General features: G+C 38.7%; 14 protein-coding genes. 5 read left to right on the top strand and 9 right to left on the bottom strand.

From position 1 onward, the window contains the following. Nucleotides 1-10: 10 nt before the first annotated feature. Both ACSHXM_RS10265 and ACSHXM_RS10260 read left to right on the top strand, forming a co-directional pair. Nucleotides 11-1156, top strand: a complete 1146-nt coding sequence (locus ACSHXM_RS10265; protein ID WP_435688671.1) for a cupin domain-containing protein — start codon at nt 11-13, stop codon at nt 1154-1156. 14 nt (nt 1157-1170) lie between these two features. Continuing rightward, nucleotides 1171-1629 (top strand): GNAT family N-acetyltransferase, encoded by a 459-nt coding sequence (locus ACSHXM_RS10260; protein WP_435688670.1) that lies wholly within the window; start codon nt 1171-1173, stop codon nt 1627-1629. A 109-nt stretch (nt 1630-1738) separates the two neighbouring features. On the opposite strand, the gene ydiJ is transcribed toward ACSHXM_RS10260, so the two are convergent. Continuing rightward, nucleotides 1739-4762: a D-2-hydroxyglutarate dehydrogenase YdiJ gene (gene ydiJ, locus ACSHXM_RS10255; RefSeq protein ID WP_435688669.1), complete on the bottom strand. Its 3024-nt coding sequence runs from the start codon at nt 4760-4762 to the stop codon at nt 1739-1741. Nucleotides 4763-4941: 179 nt separating this feature from the next. Between ydiJ and ACSHXM_RS10250 the strand changes: the two genes are divergently transcribed. Then, nucleotides 4942-5163: a PGPGW domain-containing protein gene (locus tag ACSHXM_RS10250; RefSeq protein ID WP_435688668.1), complete on the top strand. Its 222-nt coding sequence runs from the start codon at nt 4942-4944 to the stop codon at nt 5161-5163. A 20-nt stretch (nt 5164-5183) separates the two neighbouring features. On the opposite strand, the gene ACSHXM_RS10245 is transcribed toward ACSHXM_RS10250, so the two are convergent. The 3 genes from ACSHXM_RS10245 to ACSHXM_RS10235 form a co-directional block, all read right to left on the bottom strand. Continuing rightward, a complete protein-coding gene (locus tag ACSHXM_RS10245) occupies nt 5184-8498 on the bottom strand; it encodes a sensor histidine kinase (protein ID WP_435688667.1) in 3315 nt (1104 codons plus the stop codon). A gap of 61 nt (nt 8499-8559) precedes the next feature. Next, nucleotides 8560-8895 (bottom strand): RnfH family protein, encoded by a 336-nt coding sequence (locus ACSHXM_RS10240; protein ID WP_435688666.1) that lies wholly within the window; start codon nt 8893-8895, stop codon nt 8560-8562. A 35-nt stretch (nt 8896-8930) separates the two neighbouring features. Next, nucleotides 8931-9362 (bottom strand): type II toxin-antitoxin system RatA family toxin, encoded by a 432-nt coding sequence (locus ACSHXM_RS10235; protein WP_435688665.1) that lies wholly within the window; start codon nt 9360-9362, stop codon nt 8931-8933. Between the two features lie 152 nt (nt 9363-9514). Here ACSHXM_RS10235 and smpB point away from each other — a divergent pair, with 152 nt between their 5' ends. Both smpB and ACSHXM_RS10225 read left to right on the top strand, forming a co-directional pair. Further along, nucleotides 9515-9994 carry an SsrA-binding protein SmpB gene (gene smpB, locus ACSHXM_RS10230; RefSeq protein ID WP_435688664.1) on the top strand — a complete coding sequence of 160 codons (480 nt, stop codon included), beginning with the start codon at nt 9515-9517 and terminating at the stop codon, nt 9992-9994. A gap of 84 nt (nt 9995-10078) precedes the next feature. Beyond that, entirely contained in the window at nt 10079-11548 is a 1470-nt protein-coding gene (locus ACSHXM_RS10225) for a helix-turn-helix transcriptional regulator (RefSeq protein ID WP_435688663.1), read from the top strand. Between the two features lie 17 nt (nt 11549-11565). Here ACSHXM_RS10225 and ACSHXM_RS10220 read toward each other — a convergent pair whose 3' ends face one another. The 5 genes from ACSHXM_RS10220 to ACSHXM_RS10200 form a co-directional block, all read right to left on the bottom strand. Further along, nucleotides 11566-12276, bottom strand: coding sequence for a DUF6445 family protein (locus ACSHXM_RS10220; protein WP_435688662.1), 711 nt, complete (start codon nt 12274-12276; stop codon nt 11566-11568). 21 nt (nt 12277-12297) lie between these two features. Next, nucleotides 12298-13053 (bottom strand): hypothetical protein, encoded by a 756-nt coding sequence (locus ACSHXM_RS10215; RefSeq protein WP_435688661.1) that lies wholly within the window; start codon nt 13051-13053, stop codon nt 12298-12300. Between the two features lie 38 nt (nt 13054-13091). After that, nucleotides 13092-14456 carry a family 16 glycosylhydrolase gene (locus tag ACSHXM_RS10210; RefSeq protein ID WP_435688660.1) on the bottom strand — a complete coding sequence of 455 codons (1365 nt, stop codon included), beginning with the start codon at nt 14454-14456 and terminating at the stop codon, nt 13092-13094. Nucleotides 14457-14554: 98 nt separating this feature from the next. Further along, entirely contained in the window at nt 14555-16906 is a 2352-nt protein-coding gene (locus tag ACSHXM_RS10205) for an alkaline phosphatase D family protein (protein WP_435688659.1), read from the bottom strand. A 98-nt stretch (nt 16907-17004) separates the two neighbouring features. Beyond that, a complete protein-coding gene (locus tag ACSHXM_RS10200; protein ID WP_435688658.1) occupies nt 17005-18774 on the bottom strand; it encodes an Ig-like domain-containing protein in 1770 nt (589 codons plus the stop codon). Nucleotides 18775-18927 lie beyond the last annotated feature (153 nt).

Below are 18927 nucleotides of genomic sequence, written 5' to 3'. Positions count from 1 at the left end.
TAAGGCCTACATGTACACATTAAATAATTTAGATATAGACATATTTCTTAAAGAATACTGGCAGCAAAAACCGCTCGTTATTAAAAATGGATTTAGGGATTTTTACGATCCTGTAGATGAACACGAACTTGCTGGTTTAACAGAAGAAGAATCTGTTGATTCTAGAATAGTAAGCTTTAACAAAAATCAGTGGCAAGTTACCCATGGTCCATATGAAGATATTAACCAACATTGTGTAGGTGCTTGGAGCTTGCTTGTTCAGTCAGTTGATCATTATATTCCAGAGGCTGACGAACTCATGCGCGCATTCGACTTTATCCCTCATTGGCGTATGGATGATTTAATGGTGAGTTATTCGAATGCCGAAGCAGGCGTAGGTCCTCACCTTGATCAATACGACGTTTTTATCATCCAAGGTAAAGGCACAAGACGTTGGCAAGTAGGCTTACCCTCTGACTTTACCAAGATTACCCCTCATGCGGATTTGTCACAAATATCTGGGTTTGAGCCGGCAATTGACCAAGTTTTAAGCGCGGGTGATGTTTTATATATTCCCGCTAATCATCCTCATAACGGTGTAGCTCTAGAAGAATGCTTAAATTACTCAGTTGGATTCAGAGCGCCTTCTCAACAAGAGATGATGTCTTCTTTTGCAGATTACGCCATTGACCAAAATATTCTTAATAACAGATACCAAGATCAGGCCCTTTCCAAACGAAAATTCAGTGGTGAAATAAAACAACAAGAAATAGCTAATTTTCAGCAACTTCTACACAATGCGTTGCAAACTGATCATTTCTCCAATTGGCTAGTAAATTATATGAGTCAAAGCAAAGTGTTAGCTGAAACTCACGACAGTGAAGAAAATTACACTGATAATGAAATATCCCTGCTATTAAAAGAAGGAAATTGTTTTGTTAGGGCTCCTGGTATAAAGCCTGTATTCATTCAACAGGACCTAAATAGACTTTCTACATTTGAATTTTTTATAGAAGGACAAAAGTTCTCAGTCCCTAGTAAACACGCTGATTTTGTAAAAAACTTTCTATATTCAGCTAATTTTGTTGATTCAAGTGAAAATAACTTGCACGAATGTCTATTTTTTACGCAATTGTTGTCTACACTAGTTAATTCAGGGTATTGGTACCTTGACTAACTAGGAGTATCCAAATGGCGTTTTACTCAAAAAACGTCGACTGGGGAAACGAACAACACAAACTTAAAAAAATTAGAGAGAAAGTATTTGTTTGCCAATGGCGCATTCCACAAGAATGCGAATTTGACCAAGATGATAGTGTAGCTTTTCATATACTGGTCGTTGATGAACATGATAGACATATTGCTACTGGTCGTATTACTCCTAAAGGAGAAATTGGCCGAATAGCGGTTGAACCTGAATTTAGAGGTCCAGAGGTCTATCAAGTACTCTTTAATGCATTGCTTAATATTGCTAGGCAACATGGAATGGAAGACGTTCTAGTGCAATGTGAGTTGGAAGGTGTTAACTATTATAAAAAACAAGGATTCCGTCCAGTCGGTTCGGTATTTATGGAGGCCGGCATACCTAGGCAACAATTGGTATGTAGTCTCAAAGAGTTCTCACTCTCTAGAGTAGAGCTTACCCACTAAGGCAAATTAGGGTTTATCACTTTTAATACAAGTTAAAAATGATAAGAGTTACCTAATTACGCCTTGCGTTTTTTCTTAATAACTTTCCATTCCCTGAACTTTTTGTCTACTAAAAATGTTCTGCTAACACTTGTAACGGGTGTTTAGGTTTTACATTTTCAAATCTGGCAACTTGGCTTCTACAAGAATAACCAGTAGCCAGTATTTGTTCAGGCGCTAATTGTTTTACAGCTTGCTCCCAACTTAATTGGTACAAACCTTTAGACTCTTCCAAATGGCTGGCTTCATGTCCAAACGTGCCGGCCATACCGCAACAACCCACAGGAATGGACGTTAAGCCTAAACCGACTTGTTGAAATATGTTCTGCCATTCTTTTTCAGAGGTAGGCAAGGCTGTCTTTTCGCTACAATGACCAAATAAAGCATATTCAGTATGACTAGTTACCGACGAGTTTACTTTAGGTAAATCCAATTCACGTAACCATTCATGTACGAGTTGTACGTTAAAGTTACCACGCTCTTTACCGAGGATCTTTGTGTACTCATCTCTATAACAAAGCACCATAGATGGGTCTACTCCCAACATAGGTAGATTTAACTCGGCTAGTTGGTTGAGTAAGTCCGCCGCATTTTTAGCTGTGTTTGCAAACTCTTTTAAAAAACCTTTCACGTGCTGCGGTTTACCGTTTGGCATAAAAGGTAACAAAATAGGCTCATAACCTAACTTAGAAATAAGCTTAACTAACGACTCAATCACATCCGCGTCGTAGTAACTGGTAAAGGGGTCTTGAACAATACACACTTTCTTCGCGATTTCTGCAGGAGACATTGTCTTTAATGCAGACAGATTGAATTGTTCAACTGCTTTATTCGACAAGCGCTTATCCAAAGTCGGCTCAGATAATATAGGCGTATCAACATATCCTACAGTTTTCCGAATAGCTGTATTAAGCCAATTTTGTTTTAAGAAAAAATTTACTAAAGTCGGTACTTTTGCCATCAAGGGAGCCATTTTCTCAATATTGCCCACTAAATGATCTTTAATCGGTCGCATATACCTTTGATGATAAATACTTAAAAAGCGTGACCTAAAACTAGGGACGTCAACACTAACAGGACATTGGCTTGAACACGCTTTACACGCTAAACACCCTTCCATCACCTCCAACACCTCGTGAGAAAAGTCTTCTTTGATATTTTTGTCTGTGGTGTTTCTAAAACGTTCAAACCAGGTCGGTGGATCTTCATTGTGCTCCAATTCATGGATATCAATATTTCGCTCTGCCAACAATCTTAACCATTCACGTACAATGCCTGCGCGGCCTTTAGGACTATGACGTCTATCACCCGTCACTTTAAAAGATGGACACATGGGCGAACTGGTATCATAGTTAAAACACAAGCCGTTACCATTGCAACTCATGGCTGCTTCGAATGACGAGCGAATTTCAATGGGAATTTGTCTGTCGTATTCCCCACGTTTTTTATCAGAGACTTTGACTAATTGTTCTGTCGATTCGAGTGGTGTACACACTTTTCCAGGGTTCATTTTATTGAACGGATCAAAGACTGACTTTATTTTACGCAATTCTGTATACAGCTCTTCACCAAAAAATTGCGGCGTATATTCACTTCGATAACCTTTACCGTGTTCCCCCCACATCAGGCCGCCATACTTAGCCACCAATTCCACGACTTTTTCGGAAATTTGCGGAATCATTTTTTCTTGTTCTGGATCACACATGTCTAATGCCGGTCTAACATGTAAAACGCCTGCATCCACGTGACCAAACATGCCATATTTTAAATCATAACCATCCAATAAAGCTCTAAACTCCATAATGAAATCAGCCAAATTTTCTGGTGGCACAGCCGTATCTTCTACAAAAGCGAGAGGCTTTTTGAGGCCTTTTGTTTTGCCTAACAAGCCTACTGACTTTTTACGCATGGCATAAATCTTAGCAATATCGCTTTTGTCATAAGTGACTTGGAAACCAATGACACCTATATCACCTGCATCAGTTAAACTTTGAGATAGCGCTGCTATTTTTTGTTCAATATCTGCTTGGTCATTACTGTTATATTCAACCATGTTAAGGCCTAACACAGTTTTGCCTTCTACCTCAGTTATCAAGTCTTTAACTGAGTGCCAAATAATATCCTGTTTGGCTAAATTCAGAACATTGCTATCGACCGTTTCTACAGACGTTGCATTGGCTGCAACCATACTTGGCGCATGTCTTAAAGCTGACTCAAATGAATCATATTTAACGTTTACAAGGGCTTTGAAAGTAGCAATAGGCGTAATATTAAGTTTGGCTTCAGCCACAAAGGCTAATGAGCCTTCAGAGCCAGTGATGACTCGACTTATATCGAGCGTAGACAAATCATCATTTAAAGTGTTTTCTAGGTCATATCCTGTTAAGAAGCGGTTTAATCTAGGAAATTTATCAATTATTTGTTGGCGTTTTCCTAAACACGTATCCAACAACTGTTTGGTTAATTTACCTTTGACTGTTGATTCTTGAGCCAATGTTTTAGCTGACTCAATATCCTGTGGTTGTGTATCTAAAATAGTGCCATCAGCTAATACTGAAGTTAAACCCAATACATGGTCACTGGTTTTACCGTATACCAAAGACCCTTGGCCAGAAGCATCAGTATTAATCATGCCACCCACTGTTGCTCTATTACTAGTTGATAGATCAGGAGCAAAGAAGAATCCCAAAGGTTTTAACACGTCATTAAGCTGATCTTTTACTACTCCAGCCTGAACTCGTGCCCACTTTTCTTCAACATTGACTTCAAGTACTTGGTTCATATGACGTGATACGTCAACAATAATACCTGATGTCAACGACTGACCATTAGTGCCAGTTCCGCCTCCTCTAGCTGAAAATTTGACACTTTCAAACTGATTCGCGAGTTGCCCAATAATAGAAAGATCTTCAATACTTTTTGGTAACACCACAGCTTGCGGTAGCTGCTGATATATAGAGTTATCAGTTGATACTGCCAAACGGCTCGCATAACTAAACTCGATATCACCTGAAAAAGATGATTGTTTTAATGCGGCTAAATAATCTTGATAATCACTTTGAACAATTGAGCTTGGATCTAACGCTGGAAGCATAGTATTGACGACTGTTTGGTAAACCTAAATATTGATAAGAATTATATCAAAAACCGATACATATTCTCTATATCACTTTGTGATTAATTAAACTTATAAATAGTTTGTAACAACTCAAGAATTTGCAATTGGTCGAAAACTGTTAAACTAATAAATGAATGGTAACAGGAGAATAAAACATGAAGAAAAAACTTAGAGTAACCTTTGGCTGTATTTGTGCAGCGTTTGGTGTGATATTTTTTATTCTCCCAGGCTCTATGTTTATCCTTATTTTAGGGTTAGTGATGTTAAGTTACGACTTCCCTACAGCGCGTAACCTTTTGAAAAAATGTCAAAACTCCATGTCAAATTCAGCTAGAAAGTTAGATCGCTATTTATTAAATAGAAAATTAAAACAATAACTCTCTGGAAGGAGTTAGTTCTAAGACATTCGTCGACTAAAGGTTAAAACAAACTCCACGCCAATCTCAGGTTTATTCACTAAAATTTCACCTTTTAGTTTTTGTGTCACTAAATTATAAATAATATTTAACCCTAACCCAGCATTGCCCTGATGGCGACTTGTTGTGAAAAAAGGTTCGAATACTTGGTCAATATCTTTAGGGTTTATCCCTTTCCCGTCATCCTTGTAACATATTCGTACCTTGTCTGATTTATCATTTTCGACTTCGATCCATATGTTACCAACCTGCTCTTTCTCAAACGCATGCGTTAAGGAATTCATAATAAAACCAATTAATATTTGAGAGATAACGCCAGGGTAACTTCTCAACTCCATATTAGGTGTGCAGTTCACATGCAACTCAATCGGCTTATTTTTCAAATTTGGAGCGGTGGCTTTTACCACGTCACACATAAACTCATCAAACAAAAAGGTGCTGGCCGTTTCAGAAGACTGTTCAACGGCCACTTTTTTAAAGCTTTTTACCAACTCTGCAGCTCTGTTTAAGTTAGTCGATATTAAATCGGTTCCCGTTGTAACATCCTTTCTAAACCGCTCAAAATCACTGTTTTTTAATACTTTTTTATCAAACTTATTAAATAAATCTACAGCAATATTTTGAACATGAGACACGGCAGTAACACATACCCCTAGCGGTGTATTAACTTCATGTGCAACCCCTGAAACCATAACGCCTAACGCAGCCATTTTTTTAGCTTCGACTAATTTATCTTGCGCACTTTCAAGTTTAATAATGGCATTTTCCAATTCCTGATTTGACTGATGTAATTCTTCGGTGCGTTCACTCACTTTTAACTCTAAATTATTTGCGCGATTAATCGCACTATTATTCTGGGCTTGTATGTATAACCAAACAAAGTACAACAACAATAAAACAGCGAGAATATTTGACCACCAAGTATTCCACCAAGGTGGGGTTATTTTTATAGTAATCGACGTCGTTTTTGGGTTCCACAAACCTTCATTATTGGAAGCCGATACTTCAAAAATATATTCACCTGGGTCAAGGTTTGTATACCTCACTCTCCTTTCGCTAGAATCCACATATTTCCATTGCCCCTCAAAACCTAACAAACGATACTTAAAACGATTTTGATTGGGCGAAACAAAGTTAAGGGCTGTAAACTCAAACGTCATGTTATTTTGCGAGTATTCTAAAAATAGCTCTTTGGTTAAACTAATGTGTTGTTTTAAGACTTCCGCAGGTCCAATTTTCAGCGGCTTTTGATTGAGTTCAAACTCAGTAATAACGACATTTGGGAGGTGTTCATTTCTCGGCATGTTATCTGGATTAAAAACATTAATGCCAGCAGAGCCTCCAAAGTACATTTTGCCATCTTTAGAAAATAAATGGCTTAGCCGATTAAATTGATTACTTGATAACCCTTCAGCAAGAGTAAATTGAGTAAAGATTAATGTTTCTGCATCCAATCGATTTAACCCTGATCGCGTTCCAATCCAAATATTTCCATTGTTATCTCTTTCTAAACTAACAACAAAGTTATCTGAAAGCCCTTGTTCGGCTGTAAAAGCTACTTGGGTACCTGTGTCATGATTGTATTTAACAACTCCATTTGGTGTAGCTAGCCACAATACACTTTTATCAACTTCATCTAGCAAAATGTCATAAATTGCATCAACAGAAGGTAAACTAACATCACTAAATGTTTTGCTACTTGGGTCAAATAATTCAAGCCCGGCGTGTCCACCTATCCAATACTTACCTCTTCCATCAGGCGTAATATTGTTTATAGAGTAATTAGAAATCCCCGTTTCATCGTCTTGTACTCCTGCAAAATATGATTCAAATAGTTTAGTTTTTGGGTCATAAACTTGTAGGCCTTTTCGCCAAACGCTAATGAATACTTTTCCAGTCGAAGCATAGTGAATATCAAACACATTATTGTTACCTATTGTTTGGTTTTGTGCTTGTTGCTTATTGTGCAGTAAATGTTCAAACTCACCGGTAGACGGGTCAAAAATATTAACACCACCGTTATAGGTACCTAGCCATAAATTACCCAGCTCATCCTCATCTATAACAATAACTGAGTCACTACTTAAACTGTTTGGGTTTTCACTATCATTTTTATAGTTTTTGAACAGTCCAGTGTTGGGATCAAAACGGTCCAAACCGCCGCCATCTGTCGCAATCCAGATAATGCCATTTTGAGCCTGATGTATATCTAATACATTATTAAACCCTAAACTGTTCGAGCCACCCGCTATCTCTTTAAGAATGATAAATTTTTCTAACTGGGAAGATATCCTACGCAAACCGTAGTGTGGTGATGCAAACCACATAGAACCTTGCTGATCTTGGTATATATTATTAATAGACGTCGGTGGGAAAGCTAAAGTATCGTTGTTGTTTGGAGAGGCTGGAATATGAGTAAAGTTATCTTTAATCGGATTATAAATATGTACACCTTGCTTATCCGTACCTATCCACATCCTCCCCTGCTCATCTTTATGTACACTCCACAAAGTAGTTGTCTTAAGTGAATTTGGATCCTTCGGGTCGTGTGTATAGTGTTTTACTATTTTATTTTTGGGATTAAGTACCACGAGTCCGTCTTCTGACACAACCCACAAATTTCCCTCACCATCCATGGCCATATCACGCATTAAAAAGTTGTCTAGTAGCAAACTATCAGGCGAAAAATACATCTCATATTGTTTCGATTCAGGGTCAAATAAATATATCCCTCCATTTGATCCAACCCACATTTTGTCAGAGTTAAACGCTGGAATGATGGCATTTACAAATCGACTGGGACCAGAGTTTAGCCCTTTAAACACAAACTCCTTTTTATTGACGTCATACCCCCTTAAACCGAAACCTTCCCCTCCAACCCAAATAATATTTTTAGAGCTTTTATACAATGCCCATATGGCCGCACCATTACTAACTTCAAAACGATCAAATGTTTCTGTATTTGGATCATAGCGATTAAGGTTCTCTCCTCCTACCCATAACACCTCCTGTTGGTCAATAAGCAAAGAGTTGATTGAGTTAGAGCCTATACTGCTGGGATCTTTATCATCGTAAATAAAGTCTCGAGTTTTATATCCATCATAACGCTTTAAGCCTGCATCAGTTGCAAGCCACAGGAAACCCGTTTTATCAAAAGTAACTTTATAAATATGATCGTTCTTTTGGTCTTTATCAAAATAAAGAGGGTGAACAGTATTAACAGTCCAAGAACCAGACGCGATGGATTGAGAAACGTATGAAAGTAATATTACTAAAAACAGTAAACGCTTTATCATATTGAAATTTAAAATATTAATATGGGTATTAGATTAGAATAGACACACCATAGTAACAATACTACTTTTGTTTAGTGCGTCCTCCGGTAACCTTGTTTGCACGCCCTTCTTCTTTCGCTTTTTCAGCTCTTTTTCTTCTTACTTCTTTTGGATCTGCAATCAAAGGACGATAGATTTCGATTCGGTCTCCATCCTTAGGAATATCACTTAACTTACAAGCTCGATTCCAGATACCTACTTTACTTGTCTGCAGGTCTATTTCAGGGAAATGCTGGGTTATACCAGAAGACAATATGGCCTGTTCAACACTGACTCCTAGTTCAATATTCAGCTCTAATAAGACCTGTTTTTCCGGTGTACCGTATACGACTTCTATGGCTAAATTTTCTTGGTTCATGATTATCTAAATCTTAATTTGGGAAATTCAAAGAGTTACTTGTAAACTTGTTTTGCTCTATCGGTAAAGGCAATCACCATATTGGCAGCGATAGAATTAAATACACGGCCAAATGCCATTTCAACAATTTTACTGGAAAATGCAAAATCAAGATTAAGTTCAATTTTACATGCAGAGTCACTCAAGGCTTTAATAGTCCAACCGCCTGTTAATTGTGAAAAAGGCCCATCAACTAAATCCATCTGGATTGACTCAGCTCGGCGTAAATGGTTTTGTGTTGTGAACCATTGCTTAACACCTGCTTTAGAAATCAGAATAGAAGCTCGCATCCCCTCTTCATTTTGTTCTAATATTTTTGTTTCTGCACACCCTGGAATGAATTCTGGATATTTTGATACATCATTAATTAAATCAAACATGGAATCGGCGCTATAAGCAATTAATGCACTTCGCGAAACATTCGACATCCACTCTCCAAACCAAACAATTATCTAATCAGTTAAGATTATCATATTAACGCTCAATTCGGCATCTACAGAATAGGCTTAGTTCATACTAATTGTGTATTCTTAACTATTTTTTGTTGTACCACTAAACACAATCTCTATAATACCGCCCCATGAATAAAAAGAAGTCAAAATCAAATACCAACAATACGATTGCTCTCAACAAAAAAGCTCGCCACCAATATAATTTAAACGATAAATTGGAAGCAGGGTTAGCTCTACAGGGTTGGGAAGTAAAAAGTATTCGTGCAGGTAAAGTTAATATCTCAGAAAGTTTCGTCACCATAGAAAAAGGGGAAGCTTTCTTAATTGGTACCACCATACAAGCGCTAAATCAGGCCTCAAGTCATGTGGTGTGTGATCCTACTCGTAAACGTAAGTTATTATTAAAACAACGTGAATTAGACAGTTTGATTGGTTCTGTTGAACGTCAGGGGTACTCCATCATAGCAACAGCTATGTACTGGAAGAAAAACTGGGTCAAAGTAGAGATATACCTAGGTAAAGGTAAACACGAACACGACAAACGTGATTCAGTAAAAGATCGTGATTGGGCTCGTGATAAAGAGCGTATGATGAAACATAAAGTATAGTTGGATTAACCCCCAGCTTGTAATTAAAGGTTTTATGGGTAATGCCATATAACACTAACTTTAGCAAAAGGGTGATATTGAGTTGTGGGAGAGTTTATAGCTGACTGGAATATTATTTTTCACAACATTGTTCCTTTTGCATCAGCACAGGTGTTTTTGGTTGTCCTTATTTATTTCACCATTGTACGAGACCGTATCGTTGAGTTTTATCCTTACTACGCAACATTTTTAGTTTGTTTCTTTTTATATTTATCCAGCACGTTAGTTAACATACTTCCCTTAGGTAGTTTCCCTTATGTGATGCATTATACGGCTTGTACATTGCTGTATACCATTGGGTTTCCTGCTTTACTCGTCGCACTTTTTATCCAATCTAAAGTTGCTTTATCAAAAGCTTATATTGCCATGGCCGTAGCACTAGGCTTGATTTGGTCAGTTTTGTATATTGTCGCTGCAGACTATTTACTTTTAGAGGTCAATATATTTGCTCCATCAGGGCAAGAAGGCACCCCACCCGCTTGGCTTAATTTCCATAATTTGTACTACTTTCAAAGTATTATTATTTGCCTAGTACTTATTTTTCCCGGTTTTTATTTATTAACTAAAACTAACAACCTTTTCACTAGAACCTACATATACGGCATGCTCAGTTTGGCGTGTTTTGCAGTCATTGGCAGCACAATAGAACAATGGGCAATTTTTTATGGTGGATCTAGTTTATGTGCAATTGCATGGACATGGGCAATGTTTAACGACATTCGTCAGCAAAGTGAAAAACTTAAAGAACATAGTGCCTACATAAAATCCCTCGCAGTAGCCCAATATGCTTCAAGTGGTGATGGATTAGGATTAGAAGATCTATACCCCAATGCTATTGATGAGAGTTATCCTTTTAGAGAACGCGAAGAGCTGCAAGAAGTACTCAAAACTTCAAGTGTTGGGCTGTTGGAGTCTAAGGTAAACAACATGATGGCCGCTTTAGAAAAGTTTGCCAACAATAACGAAAAAGTACTTAAAGCAAGAGTCAAAGAAGTGCTCTATTTGTCTGTAGATACATGTATTTATATTGGTGCACCAGCAAAAGAACTGGTGTTAAGGTTAGAAGCTAAAGGAAAGGCAGTTGAAGCTTGTAACGGAAACACTGCACTCGGCGAGCTACTACTCGAAGAATGTATGTACTTAGCCAACTCTCTTGCCGAGCAAAACACAAACTCTGGCACAAATGCACTTGTCGAGAGAATGAAGTCTTATGTATTAGCTAATTACAATAAAGAGTCACTTAACATTGATTCAATTGCAGAAGCGATTGGTGTAAGCCGTTCACATGCTATGAAAAGCTATAAAAACAAATATGGGCAGACCTTAAACCAATACATTATTGAGCTCAGACTCGAAAAAGCAAAAAGCTTTTTACTTGAAAAGTCAGTGACGGAAGCAGCTTATGAAGTGGGCTTTAAAAGTGCTAACTACTTTTCAACTTTTTTCAGCAAACATATGGGCATCACACCTAAACAATATCAACAACAAGCTAAGGGCCAGAAAAGCTCGGATTAACTTACTCAGTATTTGTCTTACTTAAACTCGATAAAAAAATTGGCAGAAAGCCGGCCAGATTTAGGATCAGGGTTTACATCGTGGGCGGGGTTATTAATGTAAGCAGAATGCAAAATCGTCGATGGGTAAATCACCAGCCGATTAGCTTTGTAATCAACTTTATGGATCAGCTCAAAATGCTCTGTAGAGCCAGTAAAATACTGTCTCGAAGGGTTTCCATGGGTATCAATAAAATGTTGTGCTGAAGACATATATTGTTGTTTACGAGTTTGTATGATGTTTTCAAACCCCGTAGGATTATGACGATAAAAGCCAGTCCCGCCAAAGTCTCCCTCATTTAGATAATGGATCGCGGCAAAACTAAACGTATCGTTATTGTCAAAGTGCGGAATGCACTGTAATAAATTCATATTTTCAGGTTGTTGAGTCAACAAAGAGAAACTGCCACTTTTGGGATATAAAGTTAACGACTCTGGAACCCCAAACGCTTTATACAAAACAAAAGCCGCATACTGTAAAACAGTCATTCCATATTCGCTATTCACGTCAGCCCTTACACCCGGGTAATAAGAACCTTTTGTTTTTCCGGTATCGTAAGACGCCTTAACCCCTTGGTCGATAACTGACTCAGTACTTAATAAAAAGTCGTCTACCACAAAAATAGGCGTATGTTCATACCCAATTCGACTCAATGATGGGTTAATGTTTTTATTAATTTTATAAACCAAAGGACATGTCCAAATTAGAATCTAAAGCTTGTTCGAACTAGGCGGTAATATATTAAAGTACTTAGCTTTTTTTTCACTTACACCTTGTAGACTATTACGCTCAGTTAAATAACTAATCCAAACATAGGAGCCGTATTCGAAGTTTGACTGCATATCTGAAAAAGGAATTATCACATCTTCAAGCTTATCCACTGGCAGCTTTAGTGCGCCAAGTTCTTTTCTTGTTTGAGTATTTAATAACTTAATGTGCAAGTCTCTAGGCTCGCTAATATCAAAGCGGATTTTTAGCAAGGTATCTTGATCATCGTCAATCCACATTGGCCAAGTGGATTTTAATACTTGATCCGTTTTAGCCAAGTTTGACGGGGCAGCTGTTTTAACCTTATCTACGACGGTTAAATCATTAAAAATAGGCTCAGCGAATCGCTCAACCCATGTTTTCCCTTTAGGTGTTAAATATGCGTCAACCCTATACTGGCCTGGCTGCAAATTATCCACATCAATCGCTAGGTGGTACTTTCCTGACTTTTTTATCCTAAACATAGATTGTTTCACCCGGCGCCATGATTTGGTATCTTGAATGGCGACAAATAATTCCCGTGTTTTAGATACCTCTAAATTTAGGCTCACCACAGGTTTCTCTTTAACGCCAATTTCTGACTTTTCTAGCGTAGCGCTCAAAATACTGTCAGCAGAGAAAGCGTTTACTGAAATGAACAATAAAACACTTAATACTAACCTTGCTTTTTTGAACAAACATTGAATAACTTTAATCATAGTTGTGTACTTTTACCGTTGATTTTTATGGTTTCATTTTATTGCTTCGAGATATTAATATCGTCTATGTAGAAAGTACCAGGCTTAGGTAACAACTCGGGTTGTTTCACTACCACCCTTAGCCGATCTTTACGGGTAGACATTTCACTACGAATAAATGGAATACTCATGTCCAGCCATTGCCCTGTTTTCAATTTCGTTAGATCAACCTTCGGCAATACCAACCAAGGAGATTCCAAAATAAAGTTTAATCCAGACACATTAGAGTTCGGTTGAAGCCATAATTTAAAATTCAAAGAGTAACTGCCGGCTTCAAGGTCAACCGAACCATTTGGGGCAAAAGCAGTGACCTCACTTTTATCTAAATGCCCTTGGTGACTAAATTTCAGACTTCGACGACCAGTAGAAAATTTATATTCACTATGATCTGTAATAGAGAAATGTTTAGCTGAAGTATCATCCATCCACCAAAACTGTCTAAACTCATTGATTTTTATAGGTTTATGCACAGTCTTCCCAACAAATGGCCCTTCAAAGCCATAAAATGCTTCATCTAATAAATTATCGGTGGGCTGTTGCCAAACTCGAACATATTCAATTTCAAAATTCACGGGTAATTCAGACTCATCAGGCACGCCATGCCAAGGAAAAACTTCTGAATCGAGCCACATTTCCAACGGGTTATTCAACAACCAATGTTCGCCCATTTCCTGCTGAGTTACCTGGTGTATTAACTCACCATTTAAATACATTTTTAGGCTGTCTTTGCTCCATTCCACGCCATACACTTGAAACGCTTCAGCCGTGCGCTGCGTCAACTTATGGGCATGTTTCCATACTTTATTTTTTTTAGGATGGCCAGGACGCCAATCATGGATCGAAGTAACAAAAGTTGTTTCAGGATGACGACTGCCTTTTTTCACACGTCCGACTAATTCAAAGATATCTAATTCTTGCTGGTATCCGATCCCCCAAAAAGCCCCCGTCATGGCAGCATCAGGAATTTTAACTTTGACTTCCATGTAACCATATAAAAAAGTGTTATGGCTAATCAGAGCACCGGTTGTGATATTTTCATAGGCGTCCATCACTTGGCGTTCAGGCGGTGTACCAATAAAGTCATACTCTGGTTGCCATTGAGTACGAATGTTCAATTTACCATTTTTCTGGTACACATTATGCGGTGCAAATTGTGAGGGAGCCCTGCCCTTCCAAAGGTGGAATTGTTTATTTGTCCCTTGAATAAACCATTTTAAGGTATCAATTTCATCCCCATCAAACTCGTCGCTAACATCAGGGTTTAATAACCAAGTCCCAGAATTTTCAGGATCTGATAATGGGTTGGGAAACTTAGCAAAACTAGTCCAACTCAAAAACAACAGAGTGATAAATATATACTTCATATGCAGATTCTCTTACTTGGATTAAAACCAAAGACACTTACTCTTTTAACTAAGAATCTTCGGTATTACCTTTAATTAAATTATGTATTCCTAAACGGTTAACCTAGTTTGTTTTGTCCTATATTTTCTTGTTGATGAATAGTCACAGGCCAGCCAGGAAACTGATTGTTGGGGTTACCATCTTTTACATCAATCAAGTATCGATAAGCTTCCAAGGTGTAGGTTAATTTGTCTGTATCAAAGGTGATAAAGCCAAAACCACTGCCTTTTTCGTGGGCTTTAACATACCTGTTTTTAGAGAGTCCCAGCTCAGGAATACCCACAGCATACACATACATTTTATTGCCAAAGGCATCATTGAATTCACCTGTTTGGGCTAAGCCGTGACTCGGTCTGTTTTTGTGGGGGATGCCCACTTCATCTGGTACCCACCATCTTGGCCAACCTGCTGATATAGCGGGTGTACAAAAGGACCAATTACTGTCTCTTTGGCTATCTACTCCATACTGTGCCAGTGAAGTTAAATGGGTATCACCACAAATATGCAACGCTTTAGAATCTCGCATAATGCTAACGGCTCTATCTCTTGCAGGCGCCGGCCAACCGCTGCTATCAAAATCATATTTCAAATAACGTTCTGGTGTAGGTTGATGGGTAGAGATCCCAGCAAATACAGTCTGGCTTAAGACTGCTTTTAATGAATGTCCACGCCAATCCTTACCCCACTGCTGCAGAAATTGTTCTTGTTTCTCACCTAATAGTTGCGCGTTTGGCGGGTTAATCGCTGGATTAACAAATAATACGTCTTCATCTACCCCAGTTTCACCGACAACGGCTCCAGCATCCTCAGGTCCACTTTTCCATTGTCTATCCGCTAAAATCGCAAATCCCACATTGCCAAAAACCATGTCGCAATAATAACTGCCAATACCACTTGCAGTCGGTGTTGGATCGTAAGCATCTGGGTGATGGCTGGTACAGGTTCTGTGTACAGTATTCACGAAACGGACACTTTCAATATAACCGCCTGTTAATGACGCATTCGGATCAGCTTGTTTGTCATGAGACGTTTTTAATAAACCTCCTTTACCCCACAAATTCCCTTGTAAAACGTCATGATCATCAGGCAAACAGATAGTAGGTTGGTCGCGCATAACCTCTCTAAACGCCCAACCAAATTGATAAAATTTACGTAGATAATTATTAATTGCGTCGTCAAATGGCGCGCGAATAATGCCAAAGCCACCATGACTTTCGTAAATTTGATCACCAGAGAAGAAGACTATATCTGGATCCATGGCTTTGACATTTTTAGCCACAGGTAGGTAAGGAAAACTATAATCATTTTGACAAGTTAAAGCGGCCATTCGCACCGGGCGCCCTATGGGGTTTGCAATAATTCTACCTTGCCATACGTCAGGAGTTTCAGTGCCATCAGTATGTTGTTCTTTATATACCACTTTATATTCGTGATTAGATTTTTCATTCCAATTGGGAATGTTAAAATTGGCCACCCATCCGTCAGTATGCAACTGAGCCTGGCTAATTTGTTGCCATTTGCCATTTTGTTTTATTTGTAAACCAATAGTGTGATTATCTTTGTCGCCTAAAGGCCCCGTAAACACACTCATTTTCAACACAAAACCCGCTTGAGTGCGACTATCATTTAACGAATACATGCTCCACAGAATGGGGCCAAATTTTTGTTCTTGTTTTACCTCGAATGCTTCACCACTCAGGTTCCAGTTAGAGAATCTATAAGTATTTTCAGCCGTTTTAGGAGCGTTAGATGGCGTTAAAAAGTTACTGACTAACGCTACGTTGCCTAAGGTTAGATCGGCCGATATCATCTGATTCATTGAGCCAATTACTTGACCTGAATTAGCCAATTTAACGGTTAAGGTTATTGCGGTGACGCCTACCTGCGGCACAGCGTTTAGCAATAACTCTATGGTTTGGTTTGCATAATATTTTGTTAAGGGGCTCGTTTTTCCCGCAATAGATAAGGTGTTGCCGACTATGCCAATATCCACACCTTTTTGTACAAAACAACTACTACGATAATCATTGACCTCGTTTTTAACACCCAGCCTAAAGCCAAATCCGCCCAGATTATTTTTAGTACCAATAGGCGTAACTTGTACTGACATTTGAAAAGATTCATTGGTATTTTCTAGTTGGTGGGTTAATGAGTGAATACTGCGTCTACCGCTACCACTTTTACATTCAGCCGCACCATTTTTAATATGCCAATCTTCCATGGGATTAGCCCAAAACTCACCTCCTAACCATGTTCTGTCATGAGTAATATTCCATTTATCTTTTAGAACGGGCTGTGGGCTTTTCGCTACTTTAGTTTCGCTAGGTTTAAACGAGCAACCAACAGTCCCAGCAGCCAGTCCGCCAGTGATCATTTTTAAGGCATTACGCCTTGATTGTTGTTTATCCATGGTTTTTCTCTTAATTCTTTTAAATACATTAATTAAATCAGCCGCTCAGTTTAGATGAGCGGCAATTATTGCTAATACGACTTTACTAATTACTTACTCTAGTCCACTTCGACAATTGAATAGTTATCTAACAAAATCATATCTCCTTCACTAAAGCCATACAGATCCCAAAATTGGAATGTTGAGGTAGCCACGTTCCAATGAGCTGGCACAGACCAAACCTTTGTATTGGTTAATGGATTAATTAACTCGACTAACTGCCAATCTAAAGTATGCTTTAAATTAGCTGTCACCGTTCCAACAATACCGGCTTCATAACGAGCAGGAAAATTAGCCAGGCCGTCACAGCCATTACAATTCCATGGCAAGATAGTATGTTCTAATTTTAATTCAGCGGTGCTATCAGCAGGCAACTGTTTTAGTTTTGCCCATACCGAAAATTTAAATTCACGACCGATTGAAGGAGCCCCTCGCCCATAAGTGGCAGCGTGAAAATTGAACACTTGGTTCCATTGTTGTTGAGTAGGCCCTGGCTTCAATTCGCCCCCCGCCGGTAAGGTTATTTGCAAAGCATTACCGTCTAAGCCTTCAGCAACATGAGTGGCGTTTGCTCCCCAATTTCCAGCATTTAACAACAAGTCAGATGCATACCAAACAGCGCCATCAGCGTTTGGTTCTGGATCACAAGCGTAGTTACGTTCTGCTGTAACTGTAATATTTTGCTCAAGAACATCACCAGCATTGGTTGCACCAGTGTAACCGCTTGCATAACCAACAGTGATGTTAGCTTGCTCTCCTGCAGCTAAGGTGTTGGCAAATTGCCCCGTTGCTGCAAATGAACCACTATTTTGTTGCCCTAAGAAATTTGCAGCGGCACTATCTGACATCCATGTATAGTCATATTCACCGGTTAAGGAGTCAGCAATGAGTGATGGCTCAACACTTATCCCTATCGTTGAACAGGTAGGTACCATTTTAGTTCCCAAAGGTGCGCCTAAATCGTTAAATGCCTGATTAGTAATATTTAAATTAAAACCTGGAGTAACATTAACTACAGCCGTAGCTGATAACGAAGGATCTTCTACACTAGTAACAGTAATATTGGTTTCACCTCTAGCGACACCCGTTACCGCACCTTCCGCATCAACAGTTGCAATGCTTTCATCTGCAATTGAAAAAGTCAGGGCCGGATTACAAGAATAACTAGGGGCTGTGGCAGATAACATAGCTTGGGTATCACCCGCAGCTAGATTTAAATCAAAAGCCTGTACACTCGTCACTGGATCACTAATAGCGTTAATAGTTAACACCAAAGTACGGGATGGATGCGCCTCGCCCGGAGCTAATTCAAACCCGTTATCAACAACATAACTAATATCGTAAGTAATTGAAGTGGGGAAATCCCGTGAGCCGTTGCCAATAGGGTTTCCGTCAGCATTGGTAGCCCCACGGTTATCAGTGGTATCACACATTCTAAGAGCTTGCTCATATGCCTGTGTATCAACCAAAAGTGTCGTACCGTCTTCGCTTATTGAAAACGGGGAAATCCCTTGGTTGTTAGCTATTCCTTCTGCTTGAGGCGTAATAAATTCAGTATTACGGGCTGCAAAAGAAAAATCACGAATGTGAATGGGAGAAGTGGAACTATCTAAAGTGAGTGCTTCACCATTTACCATTGCCCCTTCCAACAAGTTAACTTGTTGAATACCAGAAACCTCATCAAAACTTGCGTTTATGGATTCTGATGAATAGGTAACACCTTCATCATTTTTAAAATTATGAGCATAACCTTCGTCGACATCGCCACAGCCATATAACGATATACATACAGCGCTCAGTATGGTTGTTTTTTTCAGTAAGTTGTTCATCTTACATCTCCAAATCTATTTATTATTTGATTGATAACTTCCATCAATCATTTAAATTATTTAAAAGCGTTTAATTAAAACGTTCCACGAATTCCAACTCGATACTGACGACCATTTTTGTAAACGGATTCAGTACGACTAGTTGTTACATCG

The sequence above is a fragment of the Paraglaciecola sp. genome (assembly GCF_051252315.1).
Classification (GTDB): domain Bacteria; phylum Pseudomonadota; class Gammaproteobacteria; order Enterobacterales; family Alteromonadaceae; genus Paraglaciecola.
This window is presented reverse-complemented; position numbering and strand designations above follow the sequence as displayed.

Coding starts and splice junctions, on each gene's coding strand:
- ACSHXM_RS10265 (WP_435688671.1), top strand. CDS start 11: ATGTACACATTAAATAATTTAGATATAGACATATTTCTTAAAGAATAC.
- ACSHXM_RS10260 (WP_435688670.1), top strand. CDS start 1,171: ATGGCGTTTTACTCAAAAAACGTCGACTGGGGAAACGAACAACACAAA.
- ydiJ (WP_435688669.1), bottom strand. CDS start 4,762: ATGCTTCCAGCGTTAGATCCAAGCTCAATTGTTCAAAGTGATTATCAA.
- ACSHXM_RS10250 (WP_435688668.1), top strand. CDS start 4,942: ATGAAGAAAAAACTTAGAGTAACCTTTGGCTGTATTTGTGCAGCGTTT.
- ACSHXM_RS10245 (WP_435688667.1), bottom strand. CDS start 8,498: ATGATAAAGCGTTTACTGTTTTTAGTAATATTACTTTCATACGTTTCT.
- ACSHXM_RS10240 (WP_435688666.1), bottom strand. CDS start 8,895: ATGAACCAAGAAAATTTAGCCATAGAAGTCGTATACGGTACACCGGAA.
- ACSHXM_RS10235 (WP_435688665.1), bottom strand. CDS start 9,362: ATGTCGAATGTTTCGCGAAGTGCATTAATTGCTTATAGCGCCGATTCC.
- smpB (WP_435688664.1), top strand. CDS start 9,515: ATGAATAAAAAGAAGTCAAAATCAAATACCAACAATACGATTGCTCTC.
- ACSHXM_RS10215 (WP_435688661.1), bottom strand. CDS start 13,053: ATGATTAAAGTTATTCAATGTTTGTTCAAAAAAGCAAGGTTAGTATTA.
- ACSHXM_RS10210 (WP_435688660.1), bottom strand. CDS start 14,456: ATGAAGTATATATTTATCACTCTGTTGTTTTTGAGTTGGACTAGTTTT.
- ACSHXM_RS10205 (WP_435688659.1), bottom strand. CDS start 16,906: ATGGATAAACAACAATCAAGGCGTAATGCCTTAAAAATGATCACTGGC.
- ACSHXM_RS10200 (WP_435688658.1), bottom strand. CDS start 18,774: ATGAACAACTTACTGAAAAAAACAACCATACTGAGCGCTGTATGTATA.